The organism is Novosphingobium indicum (assembly GCF_014645195.1).
GTDB lineage: Bacteria > Pseudomonadota > Alphaproteobacteria > Sphingomonadales > Sphingomonadaceae > Novosphingobium > Novosphingobium indicum.
This window is the reverse complement of record NZ_BMLK01000009.1, coordinates 112,740-135,886: the sequence shown is the minus strand read 5'-3', so window position 1 is coordinate 135,886 and position 23,147 is coordinate 112,740. Positions and strand designations below refer to the sequence as shown.

At 64.7% G+C, this 23,147-nt stretch carries 19 protein-coding genes; 11 read left to right on the top strand and 8 right to left on the bottom strand.

From position 1 onward, the window contains the following. Positions 1–7: 7 nt before the first annotated feature. A complete protein-coding gene (locus tag IEX64_RS11450) occupies positions 8–2,188 on the bottom strand; it encodes an RNA degradosome polyphosphate kinase (RefSeq protein ID WP_188819796.1) in 2,181 nt (726 codons plus the stop codon). Between the two features lie 148 nt (positions 2,189–2,336). On the opposite strand from IEX64_RS11450, the gene IEX64_RS11445 reads away from it, so the two are divergent. The 3 genes from IEX64_RS11445 to IEX64_RS11435 are packed head-to-tail and all read left to right on the top strand — an operon-like array spanning position 2,337 to position 9,073. Further along, complete coding sequence (locus IEX64_RS11445; protein ID WP_188819795.1) at positions 2,337–5,705, top strand: transglutaminase family protein; 3,369 nt, start codon at positions 2,337–2,339, stop codon at positions 5,703–5,705. A gap of 3 nt (positions 5,706–5,708) precedes the next feature. Next, the gene (locus tag IEX64_RS11440; RefSeq protein ID WP_188819794.1) at positions 5,709–8,192 is read left to right on the top strand and encodes a circularly permuted type 2 ATP-grasp protein; all 2,484 of its coding nucleotides are present in this window, start codon (positions 5,709–5,711) and stop codon (positions 8,190–8,192) included. Then, positions 8,192–9,073 carry a transglutaminase family protein gene (locus tag IEX64_RS11435; RefSeq protein ID WP_188819793.1) on the top strand — a complete coding sequence of 294 codons (882 nt, stop codon included), beginning with the start codon at positions 8,192–8,194 and terminating at the stop codon, positions 9,071–9,073. Before IEX64_RS11440 ends, IEX64_RS11435 begins: the two co-directional genes overlap by 1 nt. Positions 9,074–9,085: 12 nt before the next feature. On the opposite strand, the gene IEX64_RS11430 is transcribed toward IEX64_RS11435, so the two are convergent. Next, entirely contained in the window at positions 9,086–9,532 is a 447-nt protein-coding gene (locus tag IEX64_RS11430; protein WP_188819792.1) for a hypothetical protein, read from the bottom strand. A gap of 280 nt (positions 9,533–9,812) precedes the next feature. Here IEX64_RS11430 and IEX64_RS11425 point away from each other — a divergent pair, with 280 nt between their 5' ends. Next, positions 9,813–12,293 (top strand): bifunctional diguanylate cyclase/phosphodiesterase, encoded by a 2,481-nt coding sequence (locus IEX64_RS11425; RefSeq protein WP_188819791.1) that lies wholly within the window; start codon positions 9,813–9,815, stop codon positions 12,291–12,293. A gap of 105 nt (positions 12,294–12,398) precedes the next feature. Here IEX64_RS11425 and IEX64_RS11420 read toward each other — a convergent pair whose 3' ends face one another. The 5 genes from IEX64_RS11420 to ccmA form a co-directional block, all read right to left on the bottom strand. Beyond that, entirely contained in the window at positions 12,399–12,797 is a 399-nt protein-coding gene (locus IEX64_RS11420) for a cupin domain-containing protein (protein WP_188819790.1), read from the bottom strand. A 72-nt stretch (positions 12,798–12,869) separates the two neighbouring features. Next, on the bottom strand, positions 12,870–13,496 hold the full coding sequence (locus IEX64_RS11415) for a carboxymuconolactone decarboxylase family protein (RefSeq protein WP_188819789.1): 627 nt from the start codon (positions 13,494–13,496) through the stop codon (positions 12,870–12,872). A 35-nt stretch (positions 13,497–13,531) separates the two neighbouring features. After that, positions 13,532–14,677, bottom strand: coding sequence for a sulfotransferase family protein (locus IEX64_RS11410; RefSeq protein ID WP_188819788.1), 1,146 nt, complete (start codon positions 14,675–14,677; stop codon positions 13,532–13,534). A gap of 285 nt (positions 14,678–14,962) precedes the next feature. Continuing rightward, complete coding sequence (locus tag IEX64_RS11405) at positions 14,963–15,622, bottom strand: heme exporter protein CcmB (RefSeq protein WP_188819787.1); 660 nt, start codon at positions 15,620–15,622, stop codon at positions 14,963–14,965. Beyond that, positions 15,619–16,197 carry a heme ABC exporter ATP-binding protein CcmA gene (gene ccmA / locus IEX64_RS11400; protein WP_188819786.1) on the bottom strand — a complete coding sequence of 193 codons (579 nt, stop codon included), beginning with the start codon at positions 16,195–16,197 and terminating at the stop codon, positions 15,619–15,621. The genes IEX64_RS11405 and ccmA overlap by 4 nt, the downstream gene beginning before the upstream one ends. A 47-nt stretch (positions 16,198–16,244) precedes the next feature. On the opposite strand from ccmA, the gene IEX64_RS11395 reads away from it, so the two are divergent. The 5 genes from IEX64_RS11395 (at position 16,245) to IEX64_RS11375 (ending at position 20,577) form a co-directional block, all read left to right on the top strand. Continuing rightward, a complete protein-coding gene (locus IEX64_RS11395; protein ID WP_188819785.1) occupies positions 16,245–16,535 on the top strand; it encodes a 4a-hydroxytetrahydrobiopterin dehydratase in 291 nt (96 codons plus the stop codon). Positions 16,536–16,627: 92 nt separating this feature from the next. Further along, positions 16,628–17,149 (top strand): DUF305 domain-containing protein, encoded by a 522-nt coding sequence (locus tag IEX64_RS11390; RefSeq protein ID WP_188819784.1) that lies wholly within the window; start codon positions 16,628–16,630, stop codon positions 17,147–17,149. Then, a complete protein-coding gene (locus IEX64_RS11385; protein ID WP_188819783.1) occupies positions 17,146–17,640 on the top strand; it encodes a DUF6692 family protein in 495 nt (164 codons plus the stop codon). The genes IEX64_RS11390 and IEX64_RS11385 overlap by 4 nt, the downstream gene beginning before the upstream one ends. A gap of 218 nt (positions 17,641–17,858) precedes the next feature. Beyond that, positions 17,859–20,099 carry a catalase/peroxidase HPI gene (gene katG, locus IEX64_RS11380; RefSeq protein WP_229710206.1) on the top strand — a complete coding sequence of 747 codons (2,241 nt, stop codon included), beginning with the start codon at positions 17,859–17,861 and terminating at the stop codon, positions 20,097–20,099. Positions 20,100–20,172: 73 nt separating this feature from the next. After that, positions 20,173–20,577 carry a c-type cytochrome gene (locus tag IEX64_RS11375; protein ID WP_188819782.1) on the top strand — a complete coding sequence of 135 codons (405 nt, stop codon included), beginning with the start codon at positions 20,173–20,175 and terminating at the stop codon, positions 20,575–20,577. A gap of 374 nt (positions 20,578–20,951) precedes the next feature. Here IEX64_RS11375 and IEX64_RS11370 read toward each other — a convergent pair whose 3' ends face one another. After that, complete coding sequence (locus tag IEX64_RS11370) at positions 20,952–21,569, bottom strand: DNA-3-methyladenine glycosylase family protein (RefSeq protein WP_188819781.1); 618 nt, start codon at positions 21,567–21,569, stop codon at positions 20,952–20,954. A 106-nt stretch (positions 21,570–21,675) separates the two neighbouring features. Here IEX64_RS11370 and IEX64_RS11365 point away from each other — a divergent pair, with 106 nt between their 5' ends. Both IEX64_RS11365 and IEX64_RS11360 read left to right on the top strand, forming a co-directional pair. After that, complete coding sequence (locus tag IEX64_RS11365; protein WP_188819780.1) at positions 21,676–21,993, top strand: 2Fe-2S iron-sulfur cluster-binding protein; 318 nt, start codon at positions 21,676–21,678, stop codon at positions 21,991–21,993. 120 nt (positions 21,994–22,113) lie between these two features. After that, the gene (locus IEX64_RS11360; protein WP_188819779.1) at positions 22,114–23,112 is read left to right on the top strand and encodes a cysteine synthase A; all 999 of its coding nucleotides are present in this window, start codon (positions 22,114–22,116) and stop codon (positions 23,110–23,112) included. Positions 23,113–23,147: the final 35 nt, after the last annotated feature.

Sequence of the window (23,147 nt, the reverse complement as noted above, 5' to 3'; positions counted from 1 at the left end):
CCCTATGTCAGATATGCCCGCGCCTTAGCGAGAGCTTCGGCACTTTTCGTCCACTGCCAATTGCCGCGCCGCGTCCCGACAGCGACGGATTCGTCATGAAGTAACGGTGCAGGTTGAAAGGCTTTTCGACCTTGCCCACGCGCTCGTAGGTGCCGTCCGGGTTGAGCAGCCAGCTCTGTTCGGTGTCCAGCAGGTTGGCCATCATCACCTGGTCGAGGATCTGGTCGTGCACCGTCTTGTTGCGCATCGGCACCATGATCTCGACGCGGCGGTCGAGATTGCGGCTCATGCCGTCGGCGGAGGTGATCAGCACCCGCGCGCGGCGGTTGGGCAAATGGGCGCCGTTGGCGAAGGCCCAGATGCGGCAGTGTTCGAGGAAGCGCCCGATCACCGATTTGACCGCGATGTTTTCCGAAAGCCCGGTAATGCCCGGCCGCAGGCAGCAGATGCCGCGGATGATAAGGCTGATTTCCACGCCTTCCTGGCTGGCGGCATAGAGGCGGTCGATCAGGTCCGGATCGGTCAGCGAATTCATCTTGGCCCAGATCGCCGCAGGCTTCCCGGCCTTGGCATGGGCGATTTCGGCATCGATCAGTTCATAGAGACGCGAGCGCAGCGAGATCGGCGAGATCGAAAACAGTTCGGTGCGCTTGGGCTCGACGTACCCCGTGATGAAGTTGAACAGCTTGCCCGCGTCGCGTCCGGCCGCCGGATCGGCGGTGAAATAGGAAATGTCGGTATAGATGCGCGCGGTGATCGGGTGATAGTTTCCAGTGCCGAAGTGGCAGTAGGTGCGATAGCCCCCGGCATCGCCGTCTCCCTCGCGGCGCACGACCATCGAGCACTTGGCGTGGGTCTTCCAGTCGACGAAGCCGTAGATCACCTGCACGCCGGCGCGTTCGAGCTGGCTGGCCCAGAGCAGGTTCTGCTCCTCGTCGAAGCGCGCCTTCAGCTCGACGACGGCGGTGACCGACTTGCCCTGTTCGGCAGCGGCGATGAGGGCATTGATGATGCCCGATTGCTTGCCTGCACGGTAGAGCGTCTGCTTGATCGCGATCACGTCCGGATCGCGTGCGGCCTGACGCAGGAAATCGATCACCACCTCGAAGCTCTCGTAGGGGTGCTGGATGACGATGTCCTTTTCGCGGATCGCCGCGAAGATGTCGCCATCGTGTTCGAGAATGCGCTCGGGATAGCGCGGGGAATAGGGTTCGAACTTGAGGTCGGGCCGGTCCTCGTCGCAGATCGCGGAAAGGCCGGTGAAGCCGATGAGCCCCTCGGTCTTCATCACCAGTGCGCGGTCGAGCCCGAGCTGGGTGCGCAGCAGTTCTTCGGCCGCAGGGTCGAACTTGCCCTGCAGTTGCAGCACGATCACGAGGCCGCGGCGGCGGCGCTGGATGGCGGTGCGGAAGTAGCGCACCAGATCCTCGGCATCTTCCTCGATCTCGAGGTCGCTGTCGCGCAGGACGCGGAACACGCCGTGTCCGTTGACGCGGAAGCCCGGGAAGAGCTGCGTCGCGTGGCGGCAGATCAGATCTTCGATAGAGATCCACGCGGCATCCTCGCCGGGAATGCGGATAAAGCGCGGCAACGGTGTGGGGATGAGCACCATCTCCATCACCGGCGCGTCATCGGCGGTGCGGGTCAGCGAAAAGAGAATGCCGATGCCCTGGTTGGCGACGAACGGGAAAGGGTGCGCCGGGTCGATCGCCTGCGGCGTGATTACCGGCATGATGTGTTCGAGGAAGTAGTCCTTGAGCCAGCGTTCGCGTGTGTGATCCAGCTTCTGGTCGCCCACGACGGTGATGCCTTCGCCAGCGAGTTCGTCCTTCAATCCGCTCCAGATCGTCTGCTGGACTTCCTCGAGCGCGAGAACCTTTTCGTGCGTGGCCGAGAGCGTCTGCGACGGCGTCATCCCGTCGATGGAGGTTTCCTCGATCTGGCGGCGCACCTGCCCGGCCAGCCCGGCGACGCGCACCATCAGGAATTCGTCGATGTTGCTTCCCGAGATCGAAAGGAACCGCAGCCGTTCGAGAAGCGGATAGTTCGGGTTGGTCGCTTCGGCGAGAACGCGCTCGTTGAAGGCCAGCCAGCTCAGTTCGCGATTGTAAAAGCGTTCGGGCAAGGCTGCGAGCTGCGAAGTCTCGCAGAAGTCGTCACCACTCGATTCGTCGCGAATGTTAAGCATGTCCTCGGTTTTCACTCGGCGGTCCCTTGCATGCCATGATGACGGTTTAGCGGCAATTGCTCGCAGCTGGAGGGAATCTAGCGATTTTCGCTATGATGCAAAGTGAACATCGTTGCGGTGCAGCAATGTTTGGCGCATCATCGCTTCGATGATCAAAGCGGCTCTGCACCACCTCACTCGCTACCGCTACTCGCGGCGCATAAAGCTTGGCCCCCAGGTGATCCGGCTGCGACCGGCGCCGCACAGCCGCACGGCGGTGCCGAACTACTCGCTCAAGATCAGCCCGCCAGAGCACTTCCTGAACTGGCAGCAGGACCCGCACGGCAACTGGCTGGCGCGAATCGTCTTCCCCGATCCGATCGACCATTTCTCGATCGAGGTGGACCTGCTGGCGGAAATGGCCGTCATCAACCCGTTCGATTTCTTCGTGGAGCCGGACGCGGAAGAATATCCCTTCACTTATTCGGACACGATGAAGGCGGACCTTGCCGCCTATTTCGATATCGAGGCGCAGGGGCCGCTGTTCGAGGAACTGGTGGCCCAGCACGCCGATTATGAAGGGCGCACGGTCGATTTCCTCGTCGATATCAACAGCAAGCTGCAGCAACGCATCAATTATGTGATTCGCATGGAGCAGGGGGTGATGACCCCGGAGGAGACGCTGGAAGCCGGGATCGGCTCGTGCCGCGATTCTGCCTGGCTGCTGGTGCAACTGCTGCGCCGTCTGGGCTTCGCCGCGCGTTTCGTGTCGGGCTATTCGATCCAGCTGGTTGCGGATGTCATTCCCAAGGAAGGCCCCCAGGGCGTGCAGCAGGACGTCACCGACCTGCATGCCTGGGCGGAGGCCTATGTGCCCGGCGCGGGCTGGATCGCGCTCGATGCCACTTCGGGCATGTTCGCGGGCGAGGGGCACATTCCGCTCTGCGCCACGCCGCACTACCGTTCCGCCACCCCGATCGAGGGCATGGCCGAACCCGCCGAAGTCGATTTCCATTTCGAGATGGATGTCTCGCGCATTGCAGAGGCGGTGCGGATTACCAAGCCCTTTACCGAGGATCGCTGGAACGCGCTGCTCGATCTGGGCGACAAGGTCGATTTCGATCTCGATACCGGCGGTGTAAACCTGACGATGGGCGGTGAGCCGACGTTCATCGCCGCCACCGATCTCGAGGCGCCCGAATGGAACAGTGCCGCAGTGGGGCCGACCAAGGCGGCCTATGCCGACGAGCTGATCCGTCTGCTGCGGCAGAAGTTCGCGCCCGGCTCGCTGCTGCATCATGGGCAGGGCAAGTGGTATCCGGGCGAGACGCTGCCGCGCTGGGGGTATTCGATCTACTGGCGCAAGGACGGCGTGCCGATCTGGCGCGACGACAGCCTGCTTGCCGGTGAAAAGCCGCTGGAAGAAGGCGGCGATCCCGATCCGGTGCCCACGCTCGATGTCGATCAGGCCGCTGCGCTTCTCTCGAAAGCGGCGGCAGGCCTCGGCGTGTCGCCGGATTACGTCCAGCCCGTCTTCGAGGACAGGGGCGTGTGGCAGGTGCGCGAGGACGAGCTTCCGGTAAATGTCACCCCGCTGGACCCGCATATCGAGGACGAGGAGCTCGCACGCCGCTTCAAGCGTACGTATCGGCGCGGGCTCGACAAGCCGGTGGGCGTGGTCCTGCCGGTGCAGCGCTGGAATGCGAAGCAGGAGCCGGCACCGCGTTGGCAGAGCGAACTCTGGCGCGTGCGCAAGGGCGTGCTGACGGCGGTTCCCGGCGATTCCGCGCTCGGCTATCGCCTGCCGCTGGGCGCGCTGCCGCATGTGCCGCCATCCGAATTCCCCTATATCCATCCGCGCGATACGGCCGAGGAGCGCGAGACGCTGGCCGATTTCCGCAAGCAGGTGGTCGAACGCGGCAGCCAGTCGCGCGAAAGCCTTGCCGGGCAGCGTTTCGAGCATGTGCCCGAGCCGCACACGTTTCGCGAGCCCGTCGTCGAGCAGGACATCATCGAGGGCGCGGTGCGCACGGCGATTACGGTGGAGCCGCGCGGCGATTATCTCGCGGTGTTCATCCCGCCGACCGAGCGGCTGGAGGATTACCTGGAGCTGGTCGCCTCGATCGAGGTCGTGGCGGAAGAGCTGCAGCTGCCGATCCGCATCGAAGGCTATCCGCCACCCCCCGACCCGCGCCTGACCGTGCTAAAGATCACCCCCGATCCCGGCGTGATCGAAGTGAACATTCATCCCTCCGCCTCCTGGCGCGAGACGGTGGAGATTACCGAGACGCTTTACGACTGCGCGCGCGAAGTCGGGCTTACGGCCGACAAGTTCATGGTGGACGGACGCTCGATCGGTACCGGTGGCGGCAATCACATCGTGCTCGGCGGGCCCAGCCTGCTCGACAGCCCGTTCATCCGCCGTCCTGACCTGCTCAAGAGCTTCGTCATCTACTGGCAGCGGCATCCCTCGCTCAGCTACCTGTTCTCGGGCCTGTTTATCGGGCCGACGAGCCAGGCGCCGCGTATCGACGAGGCGCGTCACGATGCACTCTACGAGCTGGAAGTGGCGCTCGCGCAAGTGCCGGGCCCGGATGGGGAGCAACCCGCGCCGTGGGTGGTGGATCGGTTGTTCCGCAACCTGCTGGTCGATGTGACGGGCAATACCCACCGTACCGAGATCTGCATCGACAAGCTGTTCAGCCCCGATGGCCCGACCGGCCGGCTCGGCCTCGTCGAGTTCCGCGGCTTCGAGATGCCGCCGGACGCCAAGATGAGTCTGGCGCAGCAACTGCTTCTGCGCGCGCTGACGGCGTGGTTCTGGAACGCACCGCAGGACGGGTCGCTCGTGCGCTGGGGCACGCAGCTCCACGACAAGTTCATGCTCGGCCATTTCGTCTGGGCCGATTTCCTCGACGTGCTCGATGATCTGCGCCGGGCCGGTTACGACTTCGATCCCGCCTGGTTCGAGGCGCAGCGCATGTTCCGCTTCCCGGTGCACGGCGAGGTCGAGGGCGGCGGCGTCGTGCTCGAAGTCAGCCATGCCCTGGAACCGTGGAACGTGCTGGGTGAAACCGGCGCGATCGGCGGAACGGTGCGCTATGTCGACAGTTCGACCGAACGCTTGCAGGTCAAGGCGACAGGGCTGGTGAAAGGACGCCACGTCATCACCTGCAATGGTCGCAGGGTGCCGCTGACAATGGTAGCGTCGGGTGAGGGAGTCGGCGGTGTTCGCTACAAGGCCTGGGCCCCGGCCGAGTGCTTGCATCCGATGATGCAGCCTCATGCTCCGCTGACGTTCGACATCTACGACACGTGGAACGACCGCTCGCTGGGCGGCTGCGTCTATCAGGTCGCGCATCCGGGCGGGCGCAACTACGATACCGTGCCGGTCAACGACTACGAGGCCGAAGCGCGGCGCAAGGCGCGGTTCCAGGACTACGGACACTCTCCGGGCTCGCTGCCGGTTCCGCCCGAGGAACTGCCCGGCGAATTTCCCTACACGCTTGACTTGCGGCGGCCTGCCGGCCTGAAGTGAGCGATGCCGCAAACGCAGCCTGTCAGTGCCGTGGATCGCCCGTCGGGGTGGCTTGAGGGGTACCCGGTAGAAGTCGCCGGCGGCGATCTCTACGGCGATGCCGCGCAATCGGTGTCCGACCGCTGGCGGGCCGTCGCGGACGGGCTGGCGGGGATATCCGAAGGCGGCCCTGTGGCCGTCCAGGATATCGCCGCCCGCCACGCGGCGGACCTTGGTCTGGCCTTCCGTGTCACCGGTGACGAGGACGAACGCGCCTGGCCGCTGACGGTCATGCCGCTGATCGTCGGCGCGGAGGAATGGGCGCAAGTCGAACGGGGCCTTATCCAGCGCGCCAATCTGCTCGAGAAGCTGGCGGCCGACATCTATGGACCGCAGCGGCTGGTGAATGAAGGGCATCTGCCGGCCGCAGTGGTCGCCGGAAGCCCGTTCTTCGTGCGCAAACTGCTGAGCCAGGGACCTCGGCGGGGCCATTTCATCAACGTCTATTCGGTCGATCTCGCGCGCGGTGCGCGCGGGCAATGGCGCGTGCTGCAGGACCGGGTGCGGATCGCCAGCGGTGTCGGCTATGCGCTGGAAAACCGGCTGGCGATGAGTCGCACCGCAGGCAACCTGCTGGTCGACAGCCATACCCGGCGTCTGGCCGGGTTCTTCGCGCAGATGCGCGACGGGATGGCGGCCACCTGCGACCGCGAACAGCCGCGTATCGCGTTGCTGACGCCCGGCCGTTTCAACCAGACCTATGCCGAACAGGCGCATCTTGCCCGCTATCTCGGCCTGCCGCTGGTCGAGGGGCGCGATCTCTCTGTGATCGACAACCGGCTCTATGTCGGCACGATTGCCGGGCCGAAGCGCGTCGATGCGCTGTGGCGTTGGATTAACACGACCTCGCTCGATCCGCTGACGTTTGATGCCCGCTCGCAGATCGGCGTTGCCAACCTCTTCGATTCATGGGCCGGGGGCGGGGTCGAGATTACCAACTGGCCGGGCGCGGAAGTACTGGAATCGCCGGCCTTCGCCGCTTTCATGCCGCGGCTGTGCCGGGTGCTGCTGGGCGAGGACCCGATCCTGCCCAATATCGCGACGTGGTGGTGCGGACAGGCTGCGGAAAGCGCCACGGTTGCCGCCCGCTTCGACGAACTGGCGCTGCTGCCCGCCTTCGGAATGCCGGTGGAAGGGTTCTCCTCGCGTCAGCCGGTGGCAGGTGCCGACCTTCCCGAAGACGAGCGCACCGAACTGTTCGAGGCGCTGCGCCGCCGGCCCATGGACTATTGCGGGCAGGAGATCGTCCACCTTTCGACCACGCCGGCCATCATCGACGGCGAAATCGTGCCGCGACCCTTCACCGTGCGCGCGTTCGTCGCCCGCACCGCCGATGGCGACTGGACGGTCATGCCCGGCGGCTTTGCGCGCCTCTCGTCCAGCAATGCCTTGCCGACCTCGCTGATGGGCGCGGGTGATCTCTCCGCCGATGTCTGGGTGGTCGACGAAAAGCCGGTCGGGCACTCGGTCCCGCCGCGTCCCGCCGAAGAGCCGCCGATCTCGCGCGGCGGCGGTATCCTTGCCAGTCAGGCGGCGGACAATCTCTACTGGTTCGGCCGCTACAACGAGCGCGCGGAAACCGTGGTGCGCATCGTGCGTGCGCTGCTCGGCAGCTCGATGGAAGGCGACAGCGGCATCGAGGCGCAGGCAGGCGCCATGCCCGATCTGGTCGATTTGCTGATCCGCTTCGGCGCGGTCGGGCCGGCGATGAAGGACAAGCCTGCCGCGCAGGTCAGTGCGAAGGCGCTGACCGAGACCCGGCTCGCCGGCGGCGTGGCCGCGCTGATGCGTCGTCGGATGGAAGTCGGCATGTCCCTGCGGGAGCGTTTCGCCCGCGATTTCTGGCGTATCGTCAGCCGCCCGATGCCCTCAATCGACGTAAACCGGCCGCAGAGCATGCTCAGCAGCGCCCGCTGGCTCACCGAGCATTTCAGCGCGCTGGCCGGGCAGGTTTCGGAAAACATGGTGCGCTCGGCGGCCTGGCGCTTCCTGCAGATCGGGCAGCGCATAGAGCGGGCGCAGGCGATCTGTCAGTTTTCCCGGATGCTGGCTAGCGGGGACGGAGAGGCGCTGGGCGTCCTGCTCGACCTGTGCGACAGCAAGATCATCTATCGCAGCCGTTACCTCGCGGTGCCGATGACCAACCCGGTGCGCGACCTCGTGCTGCTCGATCCGGACAATCCGCGCGCGCTGAAATATCAGGTGGCACAGCTCGTCGACCATCTGGAGGCCTTGCCCAGCCTGCGCGACGACAACATTCCCGAGCCGCCGCTTCGGGCTGCCCGCGCTCTGCTGGGGGACCTTCAGGCTGCCTTGGCACCCGACATGACGGAGGCGCGGCTGCAGGGCATCTGCGCCCAGCTCAACGAGCTGTCTGACGAGATTTCGGCGCGCTACTTCCTGCAGTTCGACCGCGAAGAGGCGGAACGGCGAACCCGGCTTCTGTGATGCGCTACAGCGTTACCCACATGACCCGCCTCGAATATGCGGCTCCCGTCCGGCTCGCGCAGTTCAATGTGCGGTTGCGCCCGGCCGCATGGCCCGGCCAGACCGTGAGCGACTATCAGTTGTCCGTCGATCCGCAGCCGGCGCGGGTGTTCGAGGCGGACGGCGGTTACCACGTGAACGAAGCGCGTTTCTCGCTGCACAAGCCGATCAGCCAGTTGCAGATCGAAAGCCGCTTTACTGTGGAGCGGGAGGACCTCCCGTTCTTCATGGGCGAGGCAGATGGTCCCGGCCTTACCGACTTGCGCGAACTGGCGATGCGCACGCCCGATCTCTCCGCTCTGGCGCCGGCGTCCTATATCTTCGCCTCGCCGATTGCCGTGCCCGAGCATGACATTGCCCTGTGGGCAGGGAGCTTCCTCGACGAATCCATGCCGGTCATGGAAGCGGGGCGTACGCTCATGCAGGCGATCCATGACGAGTTCGCCTATGATGCCAAGGCGACGGCTACCGATACCCCGCCGATCGACGCCTTCCGGCGGCGGCATGGCGTGTGTCAGGACTTCAGCCACGTGATGATCATCGCCGCACGCGCGCATGGCATTCCCGCCGCCTATGTCAGTGGCTATCTGCGCACCCTCCCGCCGCCGGGGCACGAGCGGCTGGTCGGGGCCGATGCCATGCACGCCTGGGTCAACCTGTGGTGCGGCGAGGAACTGGGCTGGGTCGGCTTCGACCCCACTAATGCCAAGCTGGCCGACGCGGACCACGTCTTCATCGGCATGGGCCGCGACTATTCGGACGTCGCCCCGCTCGACGGCACGTTTCGAGGGTCCTCGCAGCAGCGGATGTTCTACTCGGTCGACGTCGCGCCGCTGGACTGACCGCAGGGCCGCTCAGTCGCGCGTATCCCTGGCGGCAGCGTGTTCGCCGGGAAAGATACCCGCGATGGCCAGCACGGCGCCAAGCTTCGACAGCGTTTCCAGCATCTCGCCCAGGCTTTCCTCTGCCAGCAGCAGTTCCAGCGTTTCGCGGGTCGCCTGGGCACCGCGATCGCGCAGCGAGGTGATGAGTTCGAGAATCACCGCCTCGTGTTCGGAGACGTGCGTGCAGGCGAGGGGGCAGAAGGCGAAAGTCTCCAGCCCGTCGCGGTTGAACAGCAGCATCGCGCGGTGGAACGGCTGGAGCCCGCCGATCATCTTCCACTTGGCGAAAGCCGGTGCGAGCAACTGCGCCGGGCAGCGCTTGTGGCCGATGGCCGTCACCCAGGCGCGCATCGACCAGACTAGGAAGCGACATCCCTCGTCGAGGGTGGTCAGAGGGCGATCTACGTACTGGTACATGTCCGAATCTCCGAGGGGTTGCATTTGCGAATGATTATCATTAGCTATTGATACGCGGCTTGGCTCTCCGGTCAAGCCCCTCCCGGACCCGGCGCTTGTCATGGGGCGTCCGGTTCACTCCTGTGACTGAGCCGGGGCGGTTTCTCCCTATTCTCTCCCAATCCGCCCCGGTTCCTTTTGATCCCGATTTCAAAGTGTTGCCCGCAATCTTCCGTGGTTTTCGTTAACGTAATTTTTCAAGTGACGTCCTAGGCCCGACGCTGAGGTCGAAGGACAATAAATGCTCAAAGTCTTCTCGTGTGTCGCAGATCAGCATAATCATGGACTGGTTCTGATAGCGGGCGTGATCTGCCTGATGGCGGCATTCACGGCGCTTTTCGCTTTTCATCATGCACTTGATGCGCGTTCGCGTCGCGGGCTGTTCGTGGTGGTCGCGGCGCTTTCTGCCGGCCTCGGCATCTGGGCGACTCACTTCATCGCCATGCTGGCCTACGAACCCGGCATTCCGTTAACGTATGACCTGCCGAGGACCCTGCTTTCGGTATTCGTGGCCGTTGCGATGTGCGGTGCGGGCCTGACTGTGGCGCTCAGCCCGCGGCGGGGCATGGGCCTGCTTGGCGGCGCGGTGATCGGCGCCGGCGTTTCCGCGATGCACTACATCGGCATGTCCGCCGTGCGCTTTGCTGGCGACATGGTGTGGGACGAAAACACGGTCCTCGTCTCGGTCCTGATGGGCGTGGCGATGACAATGGGCGCGGTCGGCATGTTCCGGCGCAATCCGCAGCCGATCCCGGTGAAGGCTGGCCTGTTGTTTACGCTCGCGGTCTGCTGCACGCACTTCGTCGGCATGTCGGCGGCCACCATCTATCCGAGCCCTGTGGCTTTCGCCGCCGAGCACACGATCGACAGCGCATACCTCGCCACGGTCGTGACCGCGGCGACACTGGTCATCATGATTCTGGGCGCCGGTATGGCCCTGTTCGATCGCCGGATCAGTGCCGAGCGCCTCGCGCAGGCGCAAGAACGCGCGGCCCTGGCCGAGGAAATCGTGCGCGGTGCTGCCGAGCGCGAAAAGCTTCTGGCCGAACTGCGCCAGCAGGCCGACATCAGTTCGGCGGCGCTCGACAACATGGCGCAGGGTCTGACGATGTACGATGCGGAGGATCGCCTCGTCATCTACAATCGCCGCTACCTGGAACTTTACAGCTGCCCCGAAAATGCCCTTCAACTGGGGGCGACATACCTGGAGATCCGCGAACGGCTTATGGATCGTCTGGGTGCGCCCAGGTCGACATTGGCGGACATTTCAGGGCCAGACGATCCGGACTGGAACAGCGAGCACGAAGTCCTCCTGCCCAATGGACGTGTCATCAAGTACGTTCGCAGAAACCTGCCCGCCGGCGGCTGGGTGGCAACCCACGAGGACGTGACCGAAGCGCGGCGCACGACCCGCCAGATCGCCTATCTGGCGGCGCACGACACATTGACCGGCCTGCCCAACCGCGCGACGTTCTCGGCTCATCTCGAGGCCCACGCGCAAACCGAGCAGCCTTTCGGTCTGTTCACGGTCGATCTCGACCGCTTCAAGGAAGTCAACGACACGCTCGGCCATTCGATCGGGGACGAACTGCTGCGCGCCACGGCTACGCGTCTTCGCGAGGCGACCGGCAGGCATGACATTGTTGCGCGCCTCGGCGGTGACGAGTTCGCGATCATTAGCGCCAGCGCGGCTGACGCGGAGACTGCCAGCGGCCTAGCCGAGAGGATCATCGATCGCCTGTCGGAACCCTTCGAATTCGACGGGCACACCGTCGTCGTTGGCTCCAGCGTCGGCATCTGCCTGTCTTCGGAATGCACCGAGGAGTCGGACGAGATGCTCAAGATGAGCGATCTCGCGCTCTACTGCGCCAAGGACGAGGGCAGGGGGACCTTCCGGTTCTTCGAACCCGGCATGGATTCGCGTCTCACCGAGCGCCGCCAACTTGAGACGGACCTGCGCACGGCTATCGCGGAAGGCCAGTTCGAACTGCACTACCAGCCGCTGCTCGACATGAAGAAGGGCGCGATCAACTGCTTCGAGGCCCTGGTGCGCTGGCGCCATCCGGCGCGGGGGCTGGTCCCGCCGGCGGACTTTATCGGGCTGGCCGAGGAAAACGGGCTGATCGTACCCATCGGCGAATGGGTTATGCGTCAGGCCTGCAAGGACGCAGCCGACTGGCCGGACGATGTCAGTGTCGCGGTGAACGTGTCTCCGGCGCAGCTCAAGCGCGGCGACCTCATCGCCATGACCATGAATGCGCTGAGCGCGGCAGGCCTTGCACCGCACCGGCTGGAACTGGAGATTACCGAAGCCGTCCTCATTTCGGATGAATCGGATGTGCGCTCGACGCTCGACAGCCTCACGACGCTCGGCGTGCGCATCGCCATGGACGACTTCGGGACGGGCTATTCCAGTCTAAGCTATTTGCGCACGTTCCCGTTCAACAAGATCAAGATCGATCGCAGCTTCATCGCGGAGCTGGTAGGCACGTCCGATGCGCTTTCGATCGTGCAGGCCACGATCCAGCTCTCGCAGAAACTGGGCATGACGATCACCGCCGAGGGCGTGGAATCCGAGGAACAGCTTGCCATTCTCTCGGCCGAAGGGTGCACGACGATTCAGGGCTATCACATCAGCCGTCCGGTGCCGCTGGCGGAAGTCGGCAGCCTGCTCGATTTCTATAACGGAGCCGCTGCAATACGCGCCCGCGCCGCAGGATAATCGCCTTCCACAGGAGCAGGCGGAGAAGCGTTCTCCCCCGCCTGTCCCGGAATTGTCCGCAAGGTTGTCAACAGCACGGCCGGGCTGGCTCGACCGTGTGAAGGCCTATTCGGTGGTCTTGCCGTCGAAGTGTTCGTGTGCTGCACCGGCTTCTGCACAGGTCTTGTGGACGGTGCCGTCCAGGTGCTCGGGCGGGCCGTAGATCGTGTAGAGCTTGAGCGGCTCCTTGCCGACGCTCACCACGTTGTGCAGCGCACCCGCGGGCACGATCACGCCATCGTCGGCTTTCACCTTGTGCACGACACCGTCGATCGAGATCTCGGCTTCGCCGGCCTCGATGCGGAAGAACTGGTCGATGTCGTCATGGACTTCGGCGCCGATCTCGTCGCCGGGCTCGATGGACATCAGCACCAGTTGCAGATTCTGGCCGGTGTAGAGTACCCGCCGGAAATCGGTGTTCTCTTCGGTCCGTTTCTCGATGTCGTCGACGAAACCCTTTTTCATGCGCTTTGCCTTTTCCAATGATGGGTATGCCCGCACTCTAGATCAGGTGCGGGCACCGGCAATTGATTTGCATCAGCGATAGTCGAATCCGGGGCCCTTGGGCTGGATTTTCAGGCTGTTCTGCTGCAGCGCCGTCATCAGGTACGAACCGACCAGCATGGGCAGTTCCAGCATCTGCTTTTCGTCGTAGGTCCTGGCCAGCGTGTCCCATGTCGCATCCGACATGCAGTGATCGGCGATCATCTCTTCCACCGCGCGTAGCAGGGCGGCTTCATGCTCGCTCCAGTCGGCGGCGGAGGAGCCTTCGATCACGCGCTCGATCTCTTCGGGGGTGACGCCGAAGGCCTTGCCGATATCCACGTGCTCGCACCATTCGAACGGGGCGCGGGCCAGCAGGGCGATGCGCAGGATCGCCAGTTCTCGCTCGCGCGCCGGGATCGTGCCCCTGGCGGCGATTTCGAGGCCGAGCACCATCTGCGCGCGGAACATGCCGGGATGACGAAGCGTGATCAGGCTGACATCGGGAAAGGGGCGATCCTCGGGAATGTTGAAGGCGGTGCGCATGGCGTTCACCTGCTCGTGCCCTTCCGGGCTCACTTCATCGAGCGTCAGTGGCGCATAGCGCGGGCCATTGGTGACGGTCTGTGCCATGCGGGCATCGGCATCGAAATCGAACTTGCCGGTAATCGGGTCTGCCATCTTGGTGTTTTCCGGGTGCTGGATGTTGAAGAGTGTCAGGCGACCGTTTCGCTGAACGGGGCCCAGGTTTCCATGTGCTTGAGATAATCGGCGAACTGCGCGCGAACCTGATCGAAGTCGAGCCCGAACTTGGACGGGTCGGGCTTGGTCATGCGCTCGGCGCTCTGGTTGCTTTCCCACCATGCGGTCATGGCATCGGCGAAGGCCGGGGAGACCTCTTGCCCCAGCCATTCGTAGAGGCCGCGCACTTCGCCCAGCGGGTCGCGCTGCATGGCGCGGAAGTGGATGTCGTAGAAGCGCGCATCGTTACCCCGCTCGCGGAAATCGATCGCGCGGCGCATGCCTTCGGACCAGCAGCGCACGTTGAGTTCGCCGATGTAGTGATAGTCCACATCGTCGGTGAACTTTTCGATGATGTCCGCATAGACCGTCGCGACGGATAGCATCACGTCCGTCGGGTCGCGGTGCGTCATCACGAAGCGGGCATCGGGAAATGCCGTGTCCAGCGCATCGAGGTAGAGCAGGTGCGTCGGCGCCTTCAGCCGCCAGGGCTTTGCCGGTGCGCCCCATTGAAGCAGCTTGAGCACGCGCCTTTCGTAGAGGTAGGTCTCGGTGTGGTCGGCCTCGAGATCCCACTCGGAATAGCTGGGAATCTGCGCGAAAGCCTGGAATATCTGGCTCTTGAAGTCGAGCGCCATCAGGTCCTGGCACTCCATGGCGCCGTCGATCCCGGTAGGGGTACGCTTGCTGCCCTTCAGCTCTTCCTCGGTGGCGCTGGCGGCAACGCCGCGGCGCGGGTCCGGGCCTTCGACCGTCGAGGGTGGCGGGCAGGGCTGCGAGCTTTCCCAGGCGCGCAGATAGCGGATATCCGGATCGCTCGAGAGCAGGAATGACAGCGCGGTCGACCCGGTGCGCGGGAGGCTGACGCCGAACAGCGGCTCGCGGATTTCCTCCTCCGCGATCTCCGGGTGGCGCTGGTACCAGTCCTCGATCATCAGCCGCTGGCGCAGGTAGAGCAGGATGCGGTCGCGCAGGGCGTATTCGCCGGTGGCGTTGAGCTTCGCCTCGGTGTTGAGCGCCTTGACCAGCCGCTCCAGCCCCTCGCGGAAGCCGTCGCCGCCGAAGTCGGTGAGGCCGACCTGGCTCTGCGCCGTGGCGATCAGGTCCTTGTAGTCTTCCATCGGCTTTGCCTCTCCCGGGGAATACGCGTCCGGCTGTTCCGGATCGGCGCGCACTATGCGGGGGGATCGTGCGACATGCCAACCGCTGCGGCGATGATCTATTTTTGGTTTCACGCGGAGACGGGGAGGCGCGGAGAAGAAAAAAAGGGCCCGCGCGCAAAGGGGGCAGGGTCGCGCCGCAGGCGCTTTCACTCATCCAACGGCGCGTTTGGCGGTATGGTGGGAATTTAAAGCGGCTTCGCCGCAAAGGGAGAAATCTTTGCGTCTCCGCGCCTCCGCGTGAACCTACCCGCGCGCCGCCCGAACCGCAGCTCCGCCCGCAAAAGGTGCAATGGCCAGCAGGACAAGACTGACAGCGCCCGCAAGCGCAAGACCGCTTTCACCGCCCATGCCGAGGCTGCCCGCGCCGAAGATCAGGATCGGCACGGCCATCGGGATCACCAGCAGACCCGACAGCGCCGCGCCGCCGCGCAGGCCCGCGGTCAAGGCGGCCACCGTCACACCCAGCGCCGCGAGGCCTGGCGTGCCGGCCAGCAGGCCGATCTCGACGATGCGCAGCGTCTCGCCGTCGAGCCCGAGCAGGGCGGCGGCGGGCAGGGCGGCCAGCATCAGCGGCGGGCCGAAGCTGAGCCAGTGCGCGAGCACCCGCACCGCAATCACCAGTTCTTCCGAAATGCCGCGCAGGGCCCACTGGTCGAACATGCCCAGTTCGATGTCGGGCTCCACCAGCCGGTCGAGCGGGAGGATCGCCGCGAGCAGCGCCGCCACCCAGATCACGCCGCCACCGGTGCGCGCCAGCAGCGGCGCATCGGGCCCGACCGCAAAGGGATAGAGCATCGCCACCGAAAGGAAGAACAGCACCGGCATTATCGCGCCGCCGCCGCGTCCGCCCAGCAGAAGCCGCGCGAGATCGCGTTTGAGCAGAGGGCCGATGCGTCCGCTCATAGCGCGTAGTCCGCCAGCGCCATCGCCTGCATGTGCCCGAGCCGGAACGGCTGATGCGAGGCGATCAGCGCGATGCCGCCTGCGGTGCAGTGCTCGGCCACCAGCGTCTCGGTCAGCTCGACCGCATGGATATCGAGCCCGTTGAGCGGTTCGTCGAGCAGCCAGACCTGCGCCTTCTGCCCGATCAGCCGGGCAAGGGCGGCGCGCTTTTTCTGTCCGGTCGAAAGGTAGCGCACCGGCACGTCGAGCAGGTCCGACAGGCCAAGCCGCGCCAGTTCGTTATCGGCCGCGCCGTCGATCCGCTGCCAGAAGCCCAGCGCCTTGCCCAGCGGCTGGCCCGGATCGAGTGCGTGGCGCTCATCGACAAGCCCGATATTGCCCTGCGTTTCCACCGTGCCGGCAAAAGCCGGGGCCAGCCCGGCGACGATCCGCAGCAGGCTCGACTTGCCGATACCGTTGCTGCCGGTGACCTGCAGCGCCTCGCCTGAGGCCAGACGCATCGACAGCCCCTTGAACAGGATTCTGTCGCCGCGACGGCACGCGAGATCGGACACGGCGATGGAGCACCCTTGCATGACGGCGTGCGATAAGGGAAACCGCGCGCACTGCCAAGGAGAGTGAAATGGCCATCCCCCGCCTGACCGAGACCGAACGTGACGACGCCCTGAAGGGCCTTTCCGGCTGGACGCTGAGCGAGGACGGCCTCGCCATCGAGATCGAACTGGAATTCGCCGATTTCAACGAGGCTTTCGGTTTCATGGCCCGCGTCGCGCTCTATGCCGACAAGGCCGATCATCACCCCGAATGGTTCAATGTCTACAACAAGGTCCGCGTGCGGCTCACCACCCACGACGCCGACGGGCTGAGCGCGCGCGACGTGGCCATGGCGCAGTTTATCGACGGGATCGTCTAGCCCGGAACCGGCTGCACAAACCTTCCCGCGGAACCCTCCTGCCGGTCTGTCGTTGCAACAGTACGTTACAAAGCGGCGACAGGAGGACCGCGATGGCCGAGAGCCAGCACAGCGGCAAGGGCGACGGCCCTTACTGGAAATTCATGGCGATGATCGGGACGAGCACGGCAGTGATGCTCTTCCTGATGTACCTCAACACCTACAGCATCGATCACGTGTTCTGGAGCGAGACGCGCTTCTGGATGGCCTTCGTGATGGGCGCGGCGATGATGGTGGTGATGCTGCTGTTCATGTGGGGGATGTACACCAACCCCCGGAAGAAAATGATCATTCTGGGTGTCGCGGTCGTCGTGTTCGCCGGCGCCTTGTGGCTGGTGCGCAGCCAGACGACGGTCACCGGCGTCGAATACATGCGCGCGATGATCCCGCATCACTCCATCGCCATCATGACCAGCGAGCGCGCCCACATTCGCGATCCGCGGGTGCGCAAGCTGGCGCACGACATCATCGTCGCGCAGCGCCGGGAAATCGCGCAGATGAAGTACCTGATCGCGGATATCGAGAAGAACGGCGTCCGCTCGACCAAGCGCCTGCCGCAGGAGGTGCAGCCATGAGGGCGATCCTGCTTCTGGGCGTAGCAGCCCTCGGCCTCACCGCCTGCAACCGCAATACGGCGGTCGGCAACGACCGGGAAGCACAGCTCGACCCGGCGCCTGCAGCCGCCCCGATAGAAAGCGCGTCCGCGGCGCTGGAGAACGTCTCCACCGCCATCATCAAGCCCGAAACCATGAGCAAGGCCGATGTGGACGCCCTCGGCGGCAAGCGAGGCCGCTGCGAGGTCGTGCTGACCGAAGTCGCTTTTCCCTCGTTCCTCTATGAACCGGGCCGATCGGGCGCGATCAAGCTCAACGGCAAGCTGATCCCGCTTACCGCGAACGGCGACAACCGGTTTGCCGATGGCGGGCTCTCCGTCACGCTGAGGCAGCTCGAGGAAGAGGGCAACGTCGGCAGCCAGGGTATCGAGATGATCGTCGTACCACCGGGCGCGAAAGACGAAATCGGCTATCACGGCTATATGCGGTGCTACCAGGGACGTGAGGCATGAGCGGCGGGCTGGTCTCATCAGAGGCCGGCTCGCACGGTTAATGCGACGCACACACATTATGAAACTTCTGTAACATTCCATTTCTGATCGGGTGGGGCGATTACTCTAACGAGCCGGTCCTGTTTCTCTGCGATGGAAAGCGGGAGTATCCCCTCTGCAGGCGTTTATCCGCCGTTCACGCAACAGGAGAGGGTCCAATGCTCAGGAAATCCCCGAAAATGCTTGTGTCCATGCTGATGGCGACGACCGCCACGCTGATGGCTGCACCGGCATTTGCCGAAGTCGAAGCCGAAACCGTAAGCGAGGCTCCGCAGCCCACGACCACCAAGCCCGGCGGCCTTACCAACGAGGACTGGTGGCCCAGCCGGCTCGACCTTACCGCGCTGCGCCAGCACGAGGCCGTGTCCAATCCCTATGGTGCCGATTACGACTACGCGGAGGAATTCGCGTCGCTCGATCTGGACGCGGTGAAGGAAGACATCCGCAAGGTCCTCACCACCTCGCAGCCCTGGTGGCCGGCGGACTATGGCCACTACGGGCCGTTCTTCATCCGCATGGCCTGGCACAGCGCGGGCACCTACCGCGTCGGTGACGGCCGCGGCGGCTCGGACGGCGGCGAGCAGCGCTTCGATCCGCTCAATTCCTGGCCCGACAACGTCAGCCTCGACAAGGCGCGCCGCCTCGTCTGGCCGATCAAGCAGAAGTACGGCCGCAAGCTCTCCTGGGGTGACCTCATGGTGCTGGCCGGCAACGTCGCGTTGGAAGACATGGGCTTCAAGACCGTGGGCTTCGCAGGTGGCCGTATCGACGCCTGGCAGCCGGACATGGTGTTCTGGGGCCCCGAGACCAAGATGCTCGGCTCGGAGCGCATGAAGGAAGGCGGCAAGCTGAAGGGCCCGCTGGCAGCCACGCAGATGGGCCTCATCTACGTCAACCCGGAAGGTCCGGGTGGCAGCCACGATCCGATCGCTGCGGCTGCGGCGATCCGTACAGCCTTCGGCAACATGGCGATGGACGATGAAGAAACGCTTGCCCTGATCGCCGGCGGCCACACTTTCGGCAAGGCGCATGGCGCGCACAAGCCCGACAAGTGTCTCGAGGCTGAACCTACTGCGGCCGGGCTCGAGCAGCAGGGCTTCGGCTGGAAGAACAACTGCGGCAAAGGTAATGCCGAGGATACCATCACCAGCGGCCTCGAAGGCGCCTGGTCGGCAGCTCCCACGCAGTTCACCACGCAGTACATCGACAACCTGCTGAACTTCGAATGGGTCAAGACCAAGAGCCCGGCCGGTGCCACGCAGTGGATCCCCACCGATCCCGCGGCGGCCAATCTTGTTCCCGATGCGCATATCCCGGGCAAGACGCACGCGCCGATCATGTTCACCACCGACATCGCGCTGAAAGAGGATCCCAAGTTCCGCGCCGTGCTGGAAAGCTGGCAGAAGGACCCGACGCTCTTCGCCAAGGCCTTTGCCCGTGCGTGGTTCAAGCTGACCCACCGCGATCTCGGCCCCGAGGCGCGTTACCTCGGCAAGGACGTGCCCAGCGAGAGCTACTCGTGGCAGGACCCGCTGCCCGAGGCCGACTACGCCATGATCGACCAGAGCGATGAGGCGAAGCTCAAGGCGCAGATCCTGGCGTCGGGCCTGACCAGCACCGAACTCGTGCGCACGGCCTGGGCTGCGGCTTCGACGTTCCGCGGCACCGATATGCGTGGCGGGGCCAATGGCGCCCGTGTCCGCCTGCAGCCGCAGATCGACTGGGCGGTCAACGACAAGGCCGAACTGACCAAGGTGGTCGGCAAGCTCGAAGCGATCCGCAAGGACTTCAACAAGAGCGCTGCCGGCGGCAAGAAGGTCTCGCTGGCCGATCTGATCGTGCTGGGCGGCAATGCCGCCATCGAGCAGGCAGCGGAGAAGGCGGGCTACAAGGCCGACGTGCCCTTCACGCCGGGTCGTGTCGATGCCACGCAGGCGCAGACCGACGTGGCATCCTTCGCCTACCTCGAGCCCAAGGCGGACGGCTTCCGCAACTTCTACGCCGCCGATGCCTATGATGCGCCGGCTCCGGCGCTGGTCGACAAGGCGGACATGCTGAACCTCACCGTGCCCGAGATGACGGTCCTGGTAGGCGGCATGCGCGCGCTGGGCGCCAATGCCAACGGCACCAGGCACGGTGTCTTCACCAGCCGTCCGGGCACGCTGTCGAATGACTTCTTCGTCAACCTGCTGTCGATGGACACGGTTTGGTCGAAGTCGTCGAAGGCGGGCCTCTACGAGGGCAAGGACCGGGCGACCGGTGCGGCCAAGTGGACGGCGACGCCTGTGGACCTGATCTTCGGTTCGAACTCCGAACTGCGCGCCGTTTCGGAAGTTTACGCTTCGAACGACGCGGGCCAGCTCTTCGTCGACGACTTCGTCGCGGCGTGGACCAAGGTCATGGACGCGGATCGCTTCTGAGCAAGCGGGGCGGGCGGCCGACGCGAGCGGCCGCCCGCCTTCTTCCATTTCCATCGATCGCATGAACCAGCAGATGAAGACATTGTTCAAGACGACTTTGCCCGCCGCGGCCGTTCCGCTGCTGATGGCGTTGGGCGCTACCGGCACCGATCCGATCGCGGCAGAGGCATCCGCAGCAGCTTCGCCGGACCGGCCGCAGGCTTTCGCCGTCTGCGCCGGGTGCCATTCGACGGAGCCGGGGCAGATGCGTCTCGGTCCCAGCCTCGCAGGTGTGGCTGGGCGCCAGGCTGGCACTTTGCCGGGCTATACCTACAGCGAAGCGCTGAAGGCCTCCGGCCTCACCTGGAACGCGGCTACGCTCGACAAGTGGCTGACGTCGCCTCAGAAGACCGTTCCCGGCACCAAGATGCCGTTCATGGGGATTTCGGACCCGGCCCGGCGCAAGCAGGTCGTCGACTATCTGCTGACCCTGAAATAGGCGCCCCGCACCATCCGGCAGGGGCTGGCAGACGATCCTTGCGCCGGACATGGCTGGCCTGAGGCGCCCGAGATGTCGACCCCGATGGCGGATGAGACCGAAATCCCGGCCAGCTGCTGCCGCGTTACCGTAGGGCGCTATCCGGCAGCGGAGCGCCGCGGGTGTTGCGAATAGGGCCGGCGCTTTCCTACACTCCTGCCGGACGTCACACTGCGCGCGGCACTCGTGTTGCCGCGCTCCTTGAACCGTCCATTTTCATGATCTCGCCGCGTTGTTGTGGCGCGATGATATCGACTTTCTAACAGGCTGAGATCACGGGGGATTTCCGAAACTTGCCGTGGCCGGAGTCGACAAACTTAGAGAAGTTTGCGGTGTTACAGCGCCGCGTTGTTGTAGCAGTGCCAGGTGAAGATCGCCGCCGATCCGCGATGGGGGCGCCAGTCTTCGGCGAGCTGGCGGGTTTCCTTCTCGCTCGGGCGGGCGTCCAGCTTCAGGATCTTGTGCAGACCGGCCTGCACCGCGAGGTCCCCGGCGGGCCAGATGTCCGGGCGGCCCACGGCGAAGAGCAGGTAGATCTCGGCGGACCAGCGGCCGATGCCCTTGATCTGCACGAGTTCGGCGATCGCTTCCTCGTCGTCTTCGGGCAGCGCTTCGAGGTTCAGGCTACCGGCGACGACCAGTTCGCACAGCGAGCGGGCATAGCCCTGTTTCTGGCGCGAAAGGCCGCAGCCGCGCAGCGCGTCGAACTCGGCGGCAAGCAGGTCTTCGGGGGGTATTCCTTCGCCCAGCAGCGCCTCCAGCTTGGCCCAGACCGAGGCTGCGGCAGCCACGCTCACCTGCTGTCCGACGATCGTGCGCAGCAGCGTTGCATAGCCCGTCGGGCGGATGCGCGGCTCGGGATAACCGGCGATCGAGAGCGCGCGCGCCATCTCCGGCTGCGTTGCCGCGATGGCGTCGAGACCGGATTTTAGTTGTTCGGCGGAGAGACCCATGATTTCGGCTACCTTGCAAAAGCGGGTTGCAGCCTTTAGCAGCCTGCGGCAAAAGCGCCTATCATTGCATTTGTGATACACAGTGTATCAAAGGGGACTTGTGAGCATGCCGCAGATCATTGTCGTAAATCAGTCGGGTGAAGAATCGAGCCTGGAGGCCAACGAAGGCCGCACTCTCATGGAGACCATCCGTGACGCCGGCTTCGATGAGCTGCTGGCGCTGTGCGGCGGTTGCTGCTCGTGTGCGACCTGCCACGTCCACATCGACCCGGCCTACATGGACAAGCTGCCGGCCATGAGCGAGGACGAGAACGACCTGCTCGACAGCTCTGACCACCGCAACGAATATTCGCGCCTGTCCTGCCAGGTGCCGGTGACCGCAGCCCTCGAAGGCTGCAAGGTCACCATCGCTCAGGAAGACTGAGGAAAAAGCCGGCCCTCGGGCCGGCTTTTCTTGCCTTTCGGGGGCGGTGGAAGTTTCTCTTGCGAGGGGCAAAGGCGCATTTCAATTGCGCCTTTCGTCTGCACTTCCTAATTCCGCCCCATGACTGCACCAAAACCCAAGCGCTCCACGCTCGATCTTATCGGCAACACGCCGCTCGTCCTGCTGAAGGGACCGAGCGAGGCGGCCGGTTGCGAGATCTGGGGCAAGTGTGAATTCGCGAATCCCGGCGCCTCGGTGAAAGACCGCGCCGCGCTGTGGATCGTGCGCGATGCCGAGGCGAAAGGGCTGCTCGAACCGGGCGGCACGATCGTCGAAGGCACTGCGGGCAACACGGGAATCGGCATTGCGCTGGTTGCCAATGCGCTCGGCTACAAGTCCGTGATCGTGATGCCGGAGAACCAGTCCAAGGAAAAGATGGACACGCTGCGGGCGCTCAAGGCCGAGCTGGTCCTCGTTCCGCCCACGAAGTTCTCCAATCCCGGGCACTTCGTCCACACCTCGCGCCGTCTCGCCGAAGAGACCGAAGGCGCGGTTTGGGCGAACCAGTTCGACAACATCGCCAACCGCAAGGCGCACATCGAAAGCACCGCGCCCGAGCTGTGGGCACAGCTGGAAGGCCGCATCGACGGCTTCACCTGTGCGGCGGGCACCGGCGGCACGATTGCCGGCACCGGCATGGGGCTGAAGGCGTTCGACGAGAAGATCACCATCGCGCTCACCGATCCGCATGGCGCCGCGCTCTACAACTACTTCGCCCATGGCGAGTTGAAGGCGGAAGGCTCCTCGGTTGCCGAAGGCATCGGGCAGGGACGCATCACCGCCAACCTCGAAGGTGCGCCCATCGATACGCAGTTTCGCATTTCCGACGAGGAGGGCCTCGAATGGGTGCGGCGCCTGCTCTCGGAAGAGGGGCTGTGCCTTGGGCTGTCCTCGGGCATCAACGTGGCGGGCGCGGTGGCGCTGGGCAAGCAGCTCGGCCCCGGCTCGCGCATCGCGACGATCCTGTGCGACACAGGTTTCCGCTACCTCTCCTCGCTCTACAATCCGGCGTGGCTTGAGAAGAAGGGGCTTCCGGTCTTCCCCTGGCTGCAAAGCTGAGGTAAACCGGAGCACATGGCAGGAAGGCTTCCGCC